The sequence below is a fragment of the Pseudomonas sp. H1_G08 genome (genome assembly GCF_054681355.1).
This window is the reverse complement of sequence record NZ_CP162822.1, coordinates 1,841,821-1,857,342: the sequence shown is the minus strand read 5'-3', so window position 1 is coordinate 1,857,342 and position 15,522 is coordinate 1,841,821. Positions and strand designations below refer to the sequence as shown.

Sequence of the window (15,522 nt, the reverse complement as noted above, 5' to 3'; positions counted from 1 at the left end):
CCCTCAACTGTGAAAAACTGTCTTGCGCGTTTGCGTGTAAAGCTCTAGCCCACTTGAATCCATACAAATGCCCGTTGCTCATTTCGATGGAACCACGCTTGGCACGCGCTCCTCTATCGCTTACCAATAACGGAGGAACCCCCATGATCGTCCCAGAAACCGGTATGAAACCAGGTCAGCGCTATCGAATTGAAAGCGTCGAGCGCGCGCCGCAATTCTCTGGCTTTTTTCTCGATGGGAAGTATTACCTGGGACCTGAGTTGCAGACGGCCATCGGCTGGCTTGAAGGGCAAATATTCTTCTACGACCAGCTCGACCCGACCGGTGAGCCGGTGTATCCGGGCAGAATTGCCGGCACGATCGAAGGGCTGACGCTGGTAATGCCGGACGGCTTACGCCTGGAGATCGAAGAAGCGCCTTATCTGGCGGAACCAGCTGCGCCAGTGCGCGCTTCCGTCGCCGGGCGCATCGAGCGTATTTCGCGGCAGCCGATACGCCCTTCGCCGCTATTGGTAGCCGGGGCTGCGATGTTGGTAGGGGTTTGCCTGCTGACGATCTCGCGCATCAGAAATCGCTGAAGGCCACCGCGCGAGCAGTGGCCCAACTATCGGTCACTGCTCGCGGGTTACCGTCAGTGCGACCACGGCGATGCGCTCGGCGCGCTCGTATTCAGGCTTGAGCAGTTCCTCGCTGAAAACGTCCGGATCAAGCTCACGATAAGTCCAGCCAAAACGCTCGCCCTTGAGCAAAGGCGCCACGGCCTCGCGGAACGGATCCTGCCCGGCGACGATCGCCACGCCGGTGTACACCAGCAACGTGCCGCCTACCTCCAGTCGTGGCAACGCCTCACGCACGATACGCACCGACAAACCCTCACCCAGCGCCCCGCCGCCGTGGCGATAGGCGCGCTGTTGTTCGTCGTTCATGTACGGCGGATTGGCGATGATCAAATCGAACTGCCCTTCGACACTGGCGAGCAGATCGCTGTGATACACCGACACATTGTTTGCGCCCGCCAGCTCGGCGTTGACCGCACTCATGCGCAGCGCCCGCGGATTGATGTCGACCGCCAGCACGTCGGCATCGGGACGTGCCTTGGCCATGACGACCGCGCCGGCGCCGCTTCCGCAGCCGATGTCCACCGCGCGTCTGATCGGCGAAAAGCGTTGCTGCAATTGCGCTTCGATGGCTTGGGCAAAGCGATAAGTGTCGGGGCCGAAGAACACCGCATCGCTCGCCGTCGTCGGAAACGCCGAGTGGGCGAACAGCCGGTCATTCAGCGTCGACCAGCGCACATGGCTGCGCCAAACCGCGCCATCGCGTTCGACTGCGCCGGCTTGCTCCAGCGTGGCCAGTTCCTCTGCGCGAAATAGCTCTGAAGGAAACGGCATCGACCAACCAAACACATCGCGCAGATCCTTGGCCAGCGGCGTGGCAAAGCGTTGGAGATAACGTTCGTGGGTCAATGGCGTTGGAGTAATGAAGTGATAACCACTGTCGAGCAGGCGCTTGCCCAGCTCGAACAGGGCTCTATCGGATGTTTCTTGTGCCGACATGAAGCCTCCTTGTTTCAACGCAAGCGGGCGCGCAGTTGCATGAAGCGACGCGTCGCGAAAAGTCCGGCCGGACGCCAGTGCCGCTGAGGTTGCAGCCATGGCATCAACAATGACATCTGTTCGGCGGCAGGCTTGTCGGCCAGTGCCGCTTCCAGGTTGAGCAGATCGGCGTCATCGTCAAAGGTTTCTTCGACGGCAGCTTCGCGGCGTACGTAAGGCCGAGGCCGGGAGGCCGGGCAATCCTGAGTGATCCAGTCGCGCAACAGCTGTTTCTCATAGCCATTGAACACCCCGAACATCGCCGCATCGCTGCCGTCGATCAAACGCCAGAAACGACTTTCTTCCACCGCCTCACCGCGTTTGATCCAGCTTTTGCGCTCCAGCGCCGAAAGAAACTCGCCCATCTGTCCCGGCGTGGCCAGCCACTGATTGATGGTGCGGTTTTCGATACGGCAGTAGTCGGAATGCATGTGCCGGCCAAAGACCGCCTTGCGCTCAAGCATGGCGATGACTTCGTGGTCCAGATCGAACTCTGTGATCACCGCGGTTGTGCCCTTGCCGACATCATTGAGGCGATAACCAACAGCCATGCGCCGGTAGAACTCATCGCGCTCTTCACCCAGCGGCATCAGTTCGAGCATCGATTGCACAGCCTTGCGCGCGTGCCCGGTACTGGCGTTGTCGATGGTCACATGCAGGCGGAAATAGTGCGGATCGATGCCCAGCTCTGCCAATTCATAAGCACTGATCAGCAGATGCAGAGGTAGTTGTTCGTAGCCGAGATTGAAACCGATAACTTCAGGCAAAAACTGCCCGCCGAAACGTCCCAGTGCCAACTGCACCGCGCCTTGCAGAAAATACTCGTCGGCAAGACCGCTCAGATCGGAGCAGTCATGCTCAGCGAGCAGCTTGCGATAGATCACCACATGATTCTGCCGTGGCACGCCCTCGCCCAGCTCTTCCAGATAGGTATCGAGCAAATCGTCGAAACGCGGGTCCTGCCACTGCGGCAACAGCCCAGCCAGCCAAGCGCCATCGACCTCTTTGGTCGGTGCCACATGCAAGATGAAATACAACGCGTGGGATTTGTTGCGGAAATAGCGGCGCGGCGCGCCCTGCTGACGTTGTTCGAGGTAATCGGCGTACTCGGCCGCCACGCTGGCGCAGCGGGTTTCCGACCATTGCAGCAGCTCTTCGGCGCTGGCCGGCAAATCGTCAGACAGCGCAGCCGCCTTGCTCAGCTGCCGGCGCAGGAAGTCCAGTGCCGCACGATCAACCGTGGAGTCTTCCGCCAGCAATCGGTCATAGAGCCGGCGCTCGGTATCCGCCGGCGTGGATGTTTTACCCGAAGACTTCCTGGTCGGGATTTCGATCAGCGACATGACTCATTCCCCTGCATTATTGGCATTGCCTATAAACGAAAGAGTGATTGGCGCTGAAAAAAATTCCCTTTTTGTGCGAGACGATACGCTCAGTGGTGCACGTCGGTTTTTTAACCCAAAGCGGTATCGAGAAACATCATCACGCCGAACCCAAGCATCAGCCCGAGCGTGGCAGGCGTCTCGTGGCCGTTGCGGTGAGTTTCCGGAATCACTTCATGCGACACCACAAAGATCATCGCGCCCGCCGCCAGGCCCATCGCCACCGGAAAACCCAACGCAAAACTATTGGTGATGCCCAACCCGATGATCGCGCCCAACGGTTCCATCAATCCTGAAGCGGCGGCAATCAACGCTGCACGTCCTGCGGAAATGCCGGTCACCCGCAGCGCCAACGCCACAGCCAGACCTTCGGGGATGTCCTGAATGGCAATGGCGGTGGTTAGCGGCAAGCCGATTTTCATGTCGCCGGTGGCGAAGCTGACGCCGATCGCCATGCCTTCCGGCAGGTTGTGCAGGGTGATCGCCAGCACGAACAGCCAGACTCGATTGAAGCGCTTGGCTTCGGGGCCGCGCCGGCCGCTCTTTTCGTGTTCGTGGGGGACGAAGCGGTCGAGGCCGACCATCAACGCTACGCCCAAAGCCATGCCGGCAACTACGACGGCAGCGGCGAGCATGGGACTGCTCACCGCTTCCTTCGCCGCCGCAATCCCCGGCAGGATCAGTGAAAAGGAACTGGCAGCCAACATCATCCCTGCCGCAAACCCGAGCATGGTGTCTTGAGTTCGCGAAGTAATCGCCCGCAGCGCCAGGGCCAATAACGCACCGACTGCCGTAGCGGCAAAACCCGACAGTCCGCCAAGTGTGGCGAGGCGCAAGGTGTCGCGGCCCGTACTGACCAAACCGGTGTAGCCACTGATCAACAGCAACACGGTTACACCGACCAGGGTCAGCCAGAAAATCCGCCCTCCCCAGCCCGTACGCGTCAGGCTGACGAACCATGCGCGCACGGGGGCGGCGAACGAAGATGACGGTAGCGCCATGAAAAGTCCTCGGTTTCAGGTGGCCGGTACGAACGGCGTGGTTTCATCCAGCTGCGCCAGCGGAACATCGCTGCCACCCGGGGTCAGAATCACCTTGCGGCATTCTTCCTGCTTTTTATTGAAGATCTTGTAACCCTCGGCCGCCTGCTCCAGCGACAGCCTGTGAGTGATGATCGCTTCAGGCTGCAACTTGCCGGTTTCGATATAGCCAAGCAGCTCCGGGAGAAAACGCTGTACGTGAGTCTGGCCCATTTTGAAGGTCAGGCCCTTGTCAAAAGCATCGCCGAACATGAAGCCATGGATAAACCCGGCATACACCCCCGGAACGCTGACCACACCGCCACGGCGGACGGCGGCGATGCACTGGCGCAAAGCCTTGCCGCTGCTGCCTTCAAGCTTGAGTGTAGCCATGACCGTTTCGGTGGTGCTGCCCTTGGCTTCAAGGCCGACGGCATCGATCACGGCATCGACGCCGCGATGGCCGGGAGTCTGGCTGGTAATAGTGTCGGCCGGGTCATCGTCTTCATCGAAGTTGATCGGAATCACGCCGTAGGTGCGCTGGGCATAATCGAGGCGGTACTGGTGATGGTCGACCATGAAAATCAGCTCAGCACCGAGCATTCTCGCGCAGGCTGCGGTGAGCAAACCGACCGGCCCGGCGCCGTAGATCGCCAGACTCGAACCCTGTTTAACGCCGGCGTTGATCACCGCTTGCCAGGCAGTCGGCAGGATGTCAGAGAGAAACAGCACTTTCTCGTCCGACAGCGTGCCCGGTACCTTGAACGGGCCGGTATTGGCTTTCGGCACGCGCACCAGTTCCGCCTGGCCACCGGGAATTCCGCCATACATACGGCTGTAGCCGAACAGCGCTGCTGGCGGCGGAATCATTTTCTTGTTCAGCGCCGCGCCGGGGCCTTCGTTGGTGGTCTCGCAAGCGGCGTAAAGCTCTTGCTGGCAGAAGAAGCAATCGCCACAGGCGATCACGAACGGAATCACCACGCGGTCGCCGCGCTGCACGGCCGTGACGGCTGGCCCGCTTTCTTCGACGATCCCCATGAACTCATGACCGAAGATATCGCCGTGCTCGACGGTGGGTATCTTGCCTCGGTACAGGTGCAGGTCCGACCCGCAGATGGCGGTAGCGGTGACGCGCAGGATGATGTCGTCGGCGGCTTCAAGTTTCGGGTCCGGTACGGTTTCGACGCGCACGTCATGGGCGCCGTGATAGGTCATTGCTCGCATGGCTTGGTCCTCACTCGTTTGAACGAAAATGGCTGCTGCTCCACTTTCCGAAGTGAAAATGGCCGAGTGAGTTCATTCGGGTTTTCGAGATTTTGATCAGCGGATATCGGGGACTTCTCGGACGAGCCGATGCGTACGCCCGTTTGCCTGCCATATAACTGCCGTCTGAGTTATGCGACAATGCGCGCCAATGTCCAACAAGAACCCCGTACTCGTCGCTCAGCAGCTTGCCTTCAACGGCCCCAGTTGCGGACGGCTTATGCGCGTTGGCTCAACTCAAGCACAGACTGGGGGGAGCTGGAAAAGCTCCAGATTGGTACTCAGGTTTGTACCAGGCACCACAGACCAGCTCTAACCCATTGATAGGTAAGGTAATTGATCTCCACAGCTAACATCACGATGCAGTTTGGCGCCAAGCCGCTGTTCGAAAACGTTTCGGTCAAATTCGGCGCAGGCAATCGCTACGGTCTGATCGGTGCCAACGGTTGCGGCAAGTCGACCTTCATGAAAATCCTCGGCGGCGATCTCGATCCGTCCGGTGGCCAGGTCATGCTCGAGCCGAACGTGCGTCTGGGTAAGCTGCGCCAGGATCAGTTCGCCTACGAAGAATTCACCGTGATCGACACCGTGATCATGGGTCACGAAGAGCTGTGGAAGGTCAAGGCCGAGCGCGATCGCATCTACTCGCTGGCTGAAATGTCCGAAGAAGACGGCATGGCCGTTGCCGAGCTGGAAACCGAGTTCGCCGAGATGGACGGCTACACCGCCGAATCCCGTGCCGGCGAATTGTTGCTGGGTCTGGGCATTCCGCTGGAACAGCATTTCGGCCCGATGAGCGAAGTCTCGCCAGGCTGGAAACTGCGCGTGTTGCTGGCGCAGGCACTGTTCTCCGATCCGGAAGTGCTGTTGCTCGACGAACCGACCAACCATCTGGACATCAACACCATTCGCTGGCTGGAAAACATCCTCACCCAGCGCAACAGCCTGATGATCATCATCTCCCACGACCGTCACTTCCTGAACAGCGTGTGCACGCACATGGCTGACCTGGATTACGGCGAGCTGCGCCTGTTCCCGGGCAACTACGACGAATACATGACCGTGGCGACCCAGTCCCGCGAGCAACTGCTGTCGGACAACGCCAAGAAGAAAGCGCAGATCTCCGAGCTGCAATCGTTCGTCAGCCGCTTCTCGGCCAACGCCTCGAAAGCCAAGCAGGCCACCTCCCGCGCCAAGGCGATCGACAAGATCCAGCTGGCCGAGGTCAAGCCTTCCAGCCGCGTCAGCCCGTTCATTCGTTTCGAGCAGAACAAGAAGCTGCACCGTCAGGCGGTCATGGTCGAGAAAATGGCCAAGGGTTTCGATGGCAAGCCATTGTTCAAGGACTTCAGCTTCCAGGTTGAAGCCGGCGAGCGCGTTGCGATCATCGGCCCGAACGGTATCGGCAAGACCACCCTGCTGCGCACCCTGGTCAACGAACTGACCCCGGATGCCGGTAGCGTGAAATGGACTGACGCCGCTGAACTGGGCTACTACGCTCAGGACCACGCTCACGACTTCGAAGACGACGTCACCCTGTTCGACTGGATGGGTCAGTGGACCCAGGGCGAGCAGATGATTCGCGGTACTTTGGGCCGGATGCTGTTCTCCAACGACGAGATCCTCAAGTCGGTCAAGGTCATCTCCGGTGGTGAGCAAGGTCGCATGCTGTTCGGCAAGCTGATCCTGCAAAAGCCCAACGTGCTGATCATGGACGAACCGACCAACCACTTGGACATGGAATCGATCGAAGCACTGAACCTGGCGCTGGAAAACTACCCGGGCACGCTGATCTTCGTCAGCCACGACCGTGAGTTTGTATCCTCCCTGGCCACGCGCATCATCGAGCTGAGCCCGAACGGCGTGACCGACTTCAGCGGCACCTATGACGACTACCTGCGTAGCCAGGGTGTCGTTTTTTAAGAGCAGCTTTTAGTTTCAAGCTGCAAGTTAAAAGCCCTGTCCGTGTGACGGGGCTTTTTGCATTCGGCGTTTGGGAATTGTGGGTGCGCAGATATCCGCGAGCAGGCTCGCTCCCACAGGGGAATGCATTTCAAATGTGGGAGCGAGCCTGCTCGCGAAGGGGCCGTCAGCAGCCCCATCAATCCCAAGGGAAAGTAGTTAGCCTGCTTTCTTTTATCCCAGCCCCGCGCCATGATGTCGGCAACTCTCCCACCGCCGCCCGCGAACGAGTGCTCATGTCTGCGCAGCCACTGCCACCGCAAAGCTCCCTGGCGATCACCCTGCAGATCGTCTCCATCGTTTTCTATACCTTCATTGCCTTTCTCTGTATCGGGCTGCCGATTGCGGTATTGCCAGGTTACGTCCATGAGCAACTGGGTTTCAGCGCGATCATTGCCGGCCTGGTGATCGGTTCGCAGTATCTGGCCACCCTGCTCAGCCGGCCAATGGCCGGGCGCATGTCGGACACCCTCGGCACCAAGCGGGCGATCATTTATGGCTTGTGGGGGATTGTTCTCAGTGGCGCGCTGACGTTGCTGTCGACCTTGCTGCAAAGTTTTCCGCTGACCAGCCTGTTGATCCTGATCGCCGGGCGCCTGCTGCTTGGCATTGCCCAAGGCCTGATCGGTGTCGGCACCATCAGTTGGTGCATGGGCCAGGTCGGTGTCGAGCACACGGCAAAATCCATCGGCTGGAACGGCATCGCCTCTTACGGCGCGATCGCCATTGGTGCGCCTCTGGGCGTGGTTATGGTTGCCGAATATGGTTTTGTCAGCCTTGGCCTCGCGCTATCGGCGTTGGCGGCAGGTGCGCTGTGGTTGATCCGCAACAAACCTTCGGTGCCGGTGATTCGTGGCGAGCGCCTTTCGTTCTGGGCCGTGTTCGGCAAGATTGCGCCGTACGGCACCAGCCTGACGCTGGCCTCGATCGGCTACGGCACCCTGACCACCTTCATCACTCTTTATTACCTCAACCGAGGCTGGACCGGCGCGGCGTACTGCCTGACCGTGTTTGGCGTGTGCTTCATTCTCTCGCGGTTGCTGTTTATCTCGGCCATCGCCCGCTTTGGCGGGTTTGCCTCAGCCATCGTTTGCATGTCGGTTGAAACTGTCGGGCTGGTGATGTTGTGGCTGGCGCCCTCCACTGCGTATGCGTTGATTGGCGCAGGACTGGCGGGATTTGGGCTGTCGTTGGTGTACCCGGCGCTCGGGGTGGAAGCGATCAAACAGGTGCCGAGTTCCAGCCGTGGTTCAGGGTTGGGGGCTTATGCAGTGTTCTTCGATCTGGCACTGGCGATCGCGGGACCGTTGATGGGCGCGGTGGCGTTGAATCTGGGCTATTCGTGGATTTTCTTCAGCGCGGCGTTGTTGTCGGTGACCGGGCTGGGCCTGACCTTGTTGCTCAAGCGTCGTGCACTTCCCTGAAAACAGACAATTCAATCTCCGTGGGAGCGAGCCTGCTCGCGAAGGCGTCGTGTCAGAGAAAGATGCGCTGGCTGACTCACCGCTTTCGCGAGCAGGCTCGCTCCCACAGGGGAATGCGGTGTTTGAGTTATTGATCCGCCGTCTGCATCCCCGCCCTGCTCGATTTACCCAGTGCCTGGGCAAAAAACCGTCCGGCCTCGGAGATCAGGTTGCGGTGTATATCCTCGCGATCCACCCCGTCGGCATCGGTACACAACGCCGGCATGGCGCGGATCTGCTCTTCGGTGCACGGCGCCATGAACACGAAGTGCCCTGCTCCGGCGAGCAGTTTGAAGTCCGGCGCGGTGGGCAGTTTGCGCGCCAGGGCGGCGGCGTTTTTATCGAAGGCCACCAGTTTGTCGCCGTCGCCGCTGTAGAGCAGCACCGGTACGTGCACATCGGCAAGGGTGTGGCGGCCGAACTTCAGGCTCAGCGGTGCCATCAGCAATAACGCGTGAACCCGTGGATCGGCCACTGGCTGCAAGTCATCGCGATCAACAATCAGTTCACCCTGGGTGTTACAGGCATCGTGATCGTCCGGGCGTTCCTGGCAATAGCGGCGCAGACGATCCAGATCCGGTTGCGCCCCGGAAAGAATCAATGCGGTCTCGCCACCGGCCGAATAACCGATCACACCGACCTGTTCAGCGTTGACGTACGGCGCCAGCATGCTGTCGCCGAGGGTCGCGGTGATCGCTTGGGAAATCTGGATTGGCCGGCCGTAGAGATTGCTCAACGTGCCGAGTCGGCTGTGGTCGCGCCAGTTGTCGCCGGGATGAATCACCGCCACCACGACAAAGCCTTTGCGCGCCAGTGAAGTGGCCAGATCATGCAGGGCCAGCGGCGTGCCGGTATTGCCGTGGGACAGCATCAACATGGGAAAGCGGCCGATGGCGACTTTGGTGTCTTCTCCTGCCTCGACCGAGTAACCCTCAAGCAAACTCATGTGCTCGCGGTCACTGGACGGGTAAAAAGCGATGGCGCGCATCGGTTGCAGATCGAGCGGGTCGAGAAAGGTCATCTCGTGATAACCGACGCTCCAGACAGGGTGGCGCCCCGGTGCGGCCTGCACTGAATTCAGGCTGGCCAGCAGGCAAATCAGCAACAGTGCACAAAGATGCCTCATGAATGCCCTACCCTGTCGGACCACATCGTCGGATGTGCTGAAACTGCATAACCCGGGCCAGATTATGTAACAGCCAGAAACAAAAAACTCCGTATTCGGCCCTTGCGGAACCAGAATACAGAGTTTTTGGGGGATTACCTGAACATCAGCTGTTCTTTACGCAAGCCTTACGCCGCGGCGAACAGTTGCTCGCTGATCTTCGCTTGCGCAGCGCTCATGGCGTTGTTGCGCACTTCTTCGCCATAGGCCAGACCTTCAGCGCGGACGATTTCGATATCGGTGATTCCGAGGAAGCCCAGTACCAGCTTCAGATATTCTTCATGAGCGATGCCGCTGGCCTGACCGGCATGAATGCCACCGGAAGTCGACACGATCACCACTTTCTTGCCACCGCACAGGCCTTCAGGGCCGGCTTCGGTGTAGCGGAACGTCTGGCCGGCGACGGCAACGCGGTCGATCCACGCTTTCAGTTGGGTTGGAACGGTGAAGTTGTACATCGGCGCGGCAATCACCACGGCGTCGGCAGCGATGAATTCGGCCAGGGTCGAAGCGCTCAGCTCGGCTTCGTGCTGTTGCGCAGCGTCGCGCAGTTCGGCGGTGGTGCCGGCGGCAACCAGCGTGGTCGACGAGAAGTGGCTGATCGCGTCGGCCGCCAGGTCGCGGTAGGTGACTACGGCGCTCGGCTCGGCAGCTTGCCAGGCGTCGACGACTTGACGGCTCAACTGACGGGAAGCCGAGTTGTCGCCGAGAATGCTCGAATCGATGTGCAACAGTTTCATGTGGGTTCTCCTGAAAGAATCGCCGGCGGCGACGGAATGGAGACAATCCTACGCAACAAACCAATAGCTGATTAGTCGCCGACAATGCGATAGTTCGTCCCATTGATAGAACGACTGGAAGCGCGCATGCAGGACCTTAACGATCTCTACTATTTCGCCAAAGTGGTCGAAGCCGGCGGATTCGCCGCCGCCGGGCGCCTGCTCGGCATTCCCAAGTCACGGCTCTCAAGAAGGATCGCCGAACTGGAGGAACGACTCGGCGCACGTCTGCTGCAACGCACCACCCGCCAACTCAATCTCACTGCCGTCGGTGAACGCTATTTGCGCCACTGTCAGGCGATGTTGCTGGAAGCGGAGATGGCTGACGAAGCGGTGGCGAGCATGTCCAGCGAACCGCGTGGACGCTTGCGGGTGTCGTGCCCTACCGGCCTTGCCCATGAAATGCTGCCGACGGTGATCAGTGACTTTCTCGGCAAGTTTCCGCAGGTGCAGCTGGAGGTCGTACTGCTCAACCGCCGGGTCGATCTGGTCACCGAAGGCATCGATGTCGCTTTGCGCGTGCGCGATCACGGCGATGAAGACCCGTTGCTGGTCACGCGGCGCTTGCGTCAGGCCCAAGCGGTGGTGATCGCCAGCCCGGCGTTCATGCAAGGCAAGACCATCAATCATCCGCAGGACCTGAAAACCCTGCCGGTACTGGGCGCGCTGGAAGCCGATCGCATGGTTCATGTGCGTCTGCTCGATCAACAAGGCAAGAGCGTCGATCTGAGTATGGAAGCGCGGCTGGGCATTGATGATTTCGTGGTGCGCAAGGCCTGCGTCCTGGCCGGTCAGGGTTTTACCGTGCTGCCGATGATGTTCTGCGAAACTGAATTGCGTAACGGCACACTGGTGCAAGTGCTGCCGCAATGGTCATTGCCCGGCGGCTGGTTGCAAGCGGTGTATCCGCACCGGCGCGGGGTAATGCCGGCGGTGCGCGCATGGATCGATCACTTGGTCGAATCGTTCAATGCCTGCGGGGATAGATTTCTATGAAACAAGGAAGAATGAGCGAAGCCGAGGTTGCCGAGTTTTGTCTTGCCCTGCCCGGCGCGCGGGAAGATTACAAATGGGGCGGCGTGCGGGTGTTCTCGATTGCCGGCAACAAGATGTTTGCCTTGCAGGGATTACGTGGGGATTCGCTGGCGTTCAAGGTCGACAAGGACCTGTTTCTCGGCCATTGCGACCGCCCCGGCATTCATCCGGCGCCGTACCTGGCGCGGGCGCAGTGGATCATCATGCACCCGCCCTACCCGCTGGGTGCCGAGGAATTGCGGGCTTTGTTGCAGCGATCCCATCAACTGGTAGTGAGCAAGTTGCCCAAGAAGACTCAAATCGGCCTGTTGCTGTAAACCCGGCCCGTGTAGGAGCTGCCGAAGGCTGCGATCTTTTGATTGTGCTTTGATCGTTCCCACGCGCAGCAAAGGAATGCAGCCGGGGACGCTCTGCGTCCCAAAAGATCGCAGCCTTCGGCAGCTCCAGGGGTAAGTGTGTTCTTTAGATCAAAGACAACAGGTTGGAACCGAGAAAAATCTGGTCAATCCAGAACACCTGATGCAACAACACGATCGCCCAGAACAGAATCTGAAACGACACCTTGCGCGTCTTGTGCCGAAACACCTGTTGCGCAATCAACGCTCCCGGCCAGCCACCCGCCAGTTCAACCGCATGCAGGATGTTTTCCGGCGTGCGCCAGGCGTCGGCGCGGGCTTTGCGTTTGTCGGCCCAGTACAGAAAGAACGCCAGCACACTCACAATCCCGTACGCCGCCAACGGCACCCGCGAGATGCCGCTGAGCCACATCGACAGCGAGCCGAACAGCGGCAGCGCGCAGACGATCAGCAACACAACAAGCTTCAATTTCAGATGCTGAACGCGCCCGCCTGAAGGTCGCCCCTCAGGGCGGCGCGTGCGGGAATCGTTCATGCCTTGGCCGCCGACCAGTCCACCCAGCCGAACTGCCAGGTCGCCAGAATGAACAGGCCGAAGGCAATCCGGTACCAGGCAAAGGCTGCGTAGCTGTGGCTGCCAATGAACTTGAGCAGGCCGCGCACAGCAATCATGGCGAAGATGAACGCCGTGACAAAACCAATGGCGAATACCGGGAAATCCGCCGGCACGAACAGGTCGCGGTATTTGTAACCCGAATACACCGCCGCACCGACCATGGTTGGCATGGCGAGGAAGAAAGAAAACTCGGTGGCCGTCTTACGCGACAGACCGAACAGCAAGCCGCCAATAATCGTCGAGCCAGAACGCGAGGTGCCGGGAATCATCGCCAGGCATTGCGCGAAGCCGATTTTCAACGCGTCGGTCCAGCGGATCTCGTCGACGGTTTCGGCATGCACCTCATGCTGGCGCTGTTCGGCCCACAACATGATGATCCCGCCGATGACCAGCGCCGCCGCCACGGTGATCGGGTTGAACAGGTATTCGTGAATCAGATCGGCAAAGATCACCCCCAGTACCACCGCCGGGAGAAAGGCGATCAGCAGGTTGGCGGCGAAACGCCTGGCGCTCGGCTGGGTCGGCAGGCCGATCACCACGTCGAGGATCTTGCGGCGAAATTCCCAGACCACGGCGAGAATCGCGCCGAGCTGGATGATGATGTTGAACGCCATGGCCCGCTCGCCGCCGAAGTTCAGCAAGTCGGCGACGATGATCTGGTGTCCGGTACTCGAAATGGGCAAAAACTCCGTCAGCCCTTCTACAACTCCTAGAATCAGTGCCTGCAAGGCGGTCCAAAGATCCATCAATCCCCCAGAGAGCGATGCGCGCGGGCATGCCCCGATAGTATTTTTTCGTTCACTGCGTCCAGCGTAGCCGGTAAAAGCTGTAGCGATTGCGCGCGCACAGGATCCACACGAAACGGTAAAAATTCCGTGAAATATCAAAACCGGATTCAGGTTTTCGCGCGCGGGGCCGAAATCCTAACAGACAAGCCTTAATAGCGCTCCCCGCGTTAGGCGGCTCAAGTCGCGCAATCGCGAGCCCACAGCGGTGGCTGGATGCTGGCGATCGTTTATTACAAGAACAAGAATCCGGAGTGACAGCGTTATGAACAGCTTGCGCAGTGTGTCGATCAGCCGACGCTTGTGGCTCATCTTGATCGTGGCGGTGGTCATGTTGCTGACCTTGGGCGTGCTGATGCTCAAGCAGATCCATGACGACCTCTACCACGCCAAGGCGCAGAAAACCCAGCACGTGGTGCAGACCGCCAGTGGCCTGCTCACCTATTACCAAGGTCTTGAGACCGCTGGCACCCTGACCAGGGATGCCGCGCAAAAGCAGGCACTGACCGCGATCCGTGGCCTGCGCTACGACCAGAGCGACTACTTCTGGATCAACGACCTCACGCCCGTGATGGTCATGCACCCGACCAACCCCAAACTCGAAGGCCAGAACCTTTCGGCGATCCGCGACCCGGACGGCTTTGCGGTGTTCAACGAAATGGTCGCCATCGCCAAGGCCAAAGGCGCGGGCATGGTCAATTATCGCTGGCCGAAGCCGGGAGCGACTGATCCCGTTGCCAAGACCTCTTATGTGAAGCTGTTTGAGCCGTGGGGCTGGGTGATCGGCTCCGGCGTGTATGTCGACGATGTGCAAGCCGAATTCCAGGGGCAGATGATCAAGGCGTCGGCCATCGGCCTGGCGATTGCGCTGATCATGGCGCTGCTGGTGATTCTGATCGCACGCAGCATCGTCCGTCCGTTGCAGGAAACCGTGAATGCGATGGCCAACATCGCCAGCGGCGAAAGCGACCTGACCCGCAGCCTCGATACCCATGGCAAGGATGAAGTCACCGAACTGGCCCATCATTTCAATGCGTTCACGGCCAAGCTGCGCCGAGTGATTGGTGATCTGCAGGTCTCGGCCAGCGCTTTGGGCCAGTCTTCCAGCGAGCTGGGTAACGATGCCTCGCAGGCGCAGCAGCGCAGCCAGCAGCAGTCGCAGCAGATGGAACTGGTGGCCACAGCGATCAACGAAGTCACCTACGGCGTGCAGGACGTGGCGAAAAACGCCGAACACGCCGCCGCAGAAATGCGCGATGCCGAAGCGCAGGCGCAACAGGGGCAGATCAATATTGACGGCAGCCTGCAACAGATCGACAAGCTCTCGGGCACGATCGATCAGGCGGTGGAAGTGATCCGCACCCTGGCGGCGGAGAGTACGCAGATTGGCAGCGTGCTGGAGGTGATTCGTTCGATTGCCGAACAGACCAACCTGCTGGCCTTGAACGCGGCGATTGAAGCGGCGCGCGCGGGAGAACAGGGTCGCGGGTTCGCCGTAGTCGCCGATGAGGTGCGCTTGCTGGCCCAGCGTACGCAGAAATCGACGGCGGAGATTCAGTCGATGATCGAGCGTTTGCAGAATCATTCGGAGGCTGCGGTGAAGGTGATCGGCGACAGCAGCAAGGCCTCGCAACTGACCATTGAACAGGCGGGACTGGCCGGAGCGAGCCTTAATGCGATTGGCCAGGCGTTACGTAATCTCAACGGTCTCAATGCGTCGATTGCCAGCGCTACGCTGCAACAGGCGCAGGTGGTTGAGGACATCAACCAGAACGTCACCCAGGCGGCCGGGCTTTCCCATAGCACCGCGTTGGCGGCTGAGCAGTCCAGTGCAGCCAGCCTGCGGCTTGGGCAACTGAGCGAACAGCTCAACGGGTTGCTGCGCCAGTTCCGGGTCTGACCGGTCACCGAGGTGAGCCCACCCCTCACCCCAGCCCTCTCCCCGAGGAGAGGGAGCAGATCACTGGGCTTTTCATGATCTGCGTTCGACGCGTTATTCCAGGTCGGCGTACCTCGACCAAACAACGCGATCAGTTCCCTCTCCCCTCCGGGAGAGGGTTAGGGTGAGGGGCTTTTGATCGCAGATCACTGGGCGTTTCATG

The 15,522-nt window shown here is 59.9% G+C and carries 14 protein-coding genes; 6 read left to right on the top strand and 8 right to left on the bottom strand.

Going from position 1 to position 15,522, the window contains the following annotated elements; translation table 11 throughout:
• Positions 1-143: 143 nt before the first annotated feature.
• Positions 144-578: a short chain dehydrogenase gene (locus AB4N85_RS08510; RefSeq protein ID WP_252869521.1), complete on the top strand. Its 435-nt coding sequence runs from the start codon at positions 144-146 to the stop codon at positions 576-578.
• 33 nt (positions 579-611) lie between these two features.
• Here the strand turns inward: AB4N85_RS08510 and AB4N85_RS08505 are convergent, their stop codons facing one another.
• The 4 genes from AB4N85_RS08505 to AB4N85_RS08490 all read right to left on the bottom strand — a co-directional run bounded on the left by AB4N85_RS08505 (position 612) and on the right by AB4N85_RS08490 (position 5,220).
• On the bottom strand, positions 612-1,556 hold the full coding sequence (locus tag AB4N85_RS08505; RefSeq protein ID WP_122507330.1) for a methyltransferase: 945 nt from the start codon (positions 1,554-1,556) through the stop codon (positions 612-614).
• A gap of 14 nt (positions 1,557-1,570) precedes the next feature.
• Positions 1,571-2,938, bottom strand: coding sequence for an iron-containing redox enzyme family protein (locus tag AB4N85_RS08500; protein WP_252869520.1), 1,368 nt, complete (start codon positions 2,936-2,938; stop codon positions 1,571-1,573).
• Between the two features lie 110 nt (positions 2,939-3,048).
• Positions 3,049-3,978, bottom strand: coding sequence for a ZIP family metal transporter (locus tag AB4N85_RS08495; RefSeq protein WP_236168844.1), 930 nt, complete (start codon positions 3,976-3,978; stop codon positions 3,049-3,051).
• A gap of 15 nt (positions 3,979-3,993) precedes the next feature.
• Positions 3,994-5,220 carry a zinc-dependent alcohol dehydrogenase gene (locus tag AB4N85_RS08490; protein ID WP_252869519.1) on the bottom strand — a complete coding sequence of 409 codons (1,227 nt, stop codon included), beginning with the start codon at positions 5,218-5,220 and terminating at the stop codon, positions 3,994-3,996.
• A 375-nt stretch (positions 5,221-5,595) separates the two neighbouring features.
• On the opposite strand from AB4N85_RS08490, the gene AB4N85_RS08485 reads away from it, so the two are divergent.
• Positions 5,596-7,182 (top strand): ABC-F family ATPase, encoded by a 1,587-nt coding sequence (locus tag AB4N85_RS08485; RefSeq protein ID WP_016774693.1) that lies wholly within the window; start codon positions 5,596-5,598, stop codon positions 7,180-7,182.
• 275 nt (positions 7,183-7,457) lie between these two features.
• Complete coding sequence (locus tag AB4N85_RS08480; protein ID WP_252869518.1) at positions 7,458-8,645, top strand: MFS transporter; 1,188 nt, start codon at positions 7,458-7,460, stop codon at positions 8,643-8,645.
• A gap of 127 nt (positions 8,646-8,772) precedes the next feature.
• Here AB4N85_RS08480 and AB4N85_RS08475 read toward each other — a convergent pair whose 3' ends face one another.
• Positions 8,773-9,810: an alpha/beta hydrolase family protein gene (locus AB4N85_RS08475; protein WP_252869517.1), complete on the bottom strand. Its 1,038-nt coding sequence runs from the start codon at positions 9,808-9,810 to the stop codon at positions 8,773-8,775.
• 167 nt (positions 9,811-9,977) lie between these two features.
• Positions 9,978-10,589 carry an FMN-dependent NADH-azoreductase gene (locus AB4N85_RS08470; protein WP_016774691.1) on the bottom strand — a complete coding sequence of 204 codons (612 nt, stop codon included), beginning with the start codon at positions 10,587-10,589 and terminating at the stop codon, positions 9,978-9,980.
• 126 nt (positions 10,590-10,715) lie between these two features.
• On the opposite strand from AB4N85_RS08470, the gene AB4N85_RS08465 reads away from it, so the two are divergent.
• Positions 10,716-11,624 carry a LysR substrate-binding domain-containing protein gene (locus AB4N85_RS08465; RefSeq protein ID WP_122507325.1) on the top strand — a complete coding sequence of 303 codons (909 nt, stop codon included), beginning with the start codon at positions 10,716-10,718 and terminating at the stop codon, positions 11,622-11,624.
• Positions 11,621-11,980, top strand: a complete 360-nt coding sequence (locus AB4N85_RS08460; RefSeq protein WP_122601751.1) for an MmcQ/YjbR family DNA-binding protein — start codon at positions 11,621-11,623, stop codon at positions 11,978-11,980. The genes AB4N85_RS08465 and AB4N85_RS08460 overlap by 4 nt, the downstream gene beginning before the upstream one ends.
• Positions 11,981-12,125: 145 nt before the next feature.
• On the opposite strand, the gene AB4N85_RS08455 is transcribed toward AB4N85_RS08460, so the two are convergent.
• Entirely contained in the window at positions 12,126-12,554 is a 429-nt protein-coding gene (locus tag AB4N85_RS08455; RefSeq protein WP_071172405.1) for a DUF1294 domain-containing protein, read from the bottom strand.
• Positions 12,551-13,381 carry an undecaprenyl-diphosphate phosphatase gene (locus AB4N85_RS08450; RefSeq protein WP_460067704.1) on the bottom strand — a complete coding sequence of 277 codons (831 nt, stop codon included), beginning with the start codon at positions 13,379-13,381 and terminating at the stop codon, positions 12,551-12,553. The genes AB4N85_RS08455 and AB4N85_RS08450 overlap by 4 nt, the downstream gene beginning before the upstream one ends.
• 304 nt (positions 13,382-13,685) lie before the next feature.
• Between AB4N85_RS08450 and AB4N85_RS08445 the strand changes: the two genes are divergently transcribed.
• Positions 13,686-15,320, top strand: coding sequence for a methyl-accepting chemotaxis protein (locus AB4N85_RS08445; RefSeq protein WP_095179989.1), 1,635 nt, complete (start codon positions 13,686-13,688; stop codon positions 15,318-15,320).
• Positions 15,321-15,522: the final 202 nt, after the last annotated feature.

What these genes read in the sequence shown, in the direction of transcription:
- AB4N85_RS08465 (WP_122507325.1), top strand. Translation starts at nt 10,716, where the DNA reads ATGCAGGACCTTAACGATCTCTACTATTTCGCCAAAGTGGTCGAAGCC.
- AB4N85_RS08450 (WP_460067704.1), bottom strand. Translation starts at nt 13,381, where the DNA reads ATGGATCTTTGGACCGCCTTGCAGGCACTGATTCTAGGAGTTGTAGAA.
- AB4N85_RS08475 (WP_252869517.1), bottom strand. Translation starts at nt 9,810, where the DNA reads ATGAGGCATCTTTGTGCACTGTTGCTGATTTGCCTGCTGGCCAGCCTG.
- AB4N85_RS08445 (WP_095179989.1), top strand. Translation starts at nt 13,686, where the DNA reads ATGAACAGCTTGCGCAGTGTGTCGATCAGCCGACGCTTGTGGCTCATC.
- AB4N85_RS08455 (WP_071172405.1), bottom strand. Translation starts at nt 12,554, where the DNA reads ATGAACGATTCCCGCACGCGCCGCCCTGAGGGGCGACCTTCAGGCGGG.
- AB4N85_RS08470 (WP_016774691.1), bottom strand. Translation starts at nt 10,589, where the DNA reads ATGAAACTGTTGCACATCGATTCGAGCATTCTCGGCGACAACTCGGCT.
- AB4N85_RS08480 (WP_252869518.1), top strand. Translation starts at nt 7,458, where the DNA reads ATGTCTGCGCAGCCACTGCCACCGCAAAGCTCCCTGGCGATCACCCTG.
- AB4N85_RS08505 (WP_122507330.1), bottom strand. Translation starts at nt 1,556, where the DNA reads ATGTCGGCACAAGAAACATCCGATAGAGCCCTGTTCGAGCTGGGCAAG.
- AB4N85_RS08490 (WP_252869519.1), bottom strand. Translation starts at nt 5,220, where the DNA reads ATGCGAGCAATGACCTATCACGGCGCCCATGACGTGCGCGTCGAAACC.
- AB4N85_RS08500 (WP_252869520.1), bottom strand. Translation starts at nt 2,938, where the DNA reads ATGTCGCTGATCGAAATCCCGACCAGGAAGTCTTCGGGTAAAACATCC.
- AB4N85_RS08510 (WP_252869521.1), top strand. Translation starts at nt 144, where the DNA reads ATGATCGTCCCAGAAACCGGTATGAAACCAGGTCAGCGCTATCGAATT.
- AB4N85_RS08495 (WP_236168844.1), bottom strand. Translation starts at nt 3,978, where the DNA reads ATGGCGCTACCGTCATCTTCGTTCGCCGCCCCCGTGCGCGCATGGTTC.
- AB4N85_RS08460 (WP_122601751.1), top strand. Translation starts at nt 11,621, where the DNA reads ATGAAACAAGGAAGAATGAGCGAAGCCGAGGTTGCCGAGTTTTGTCTT.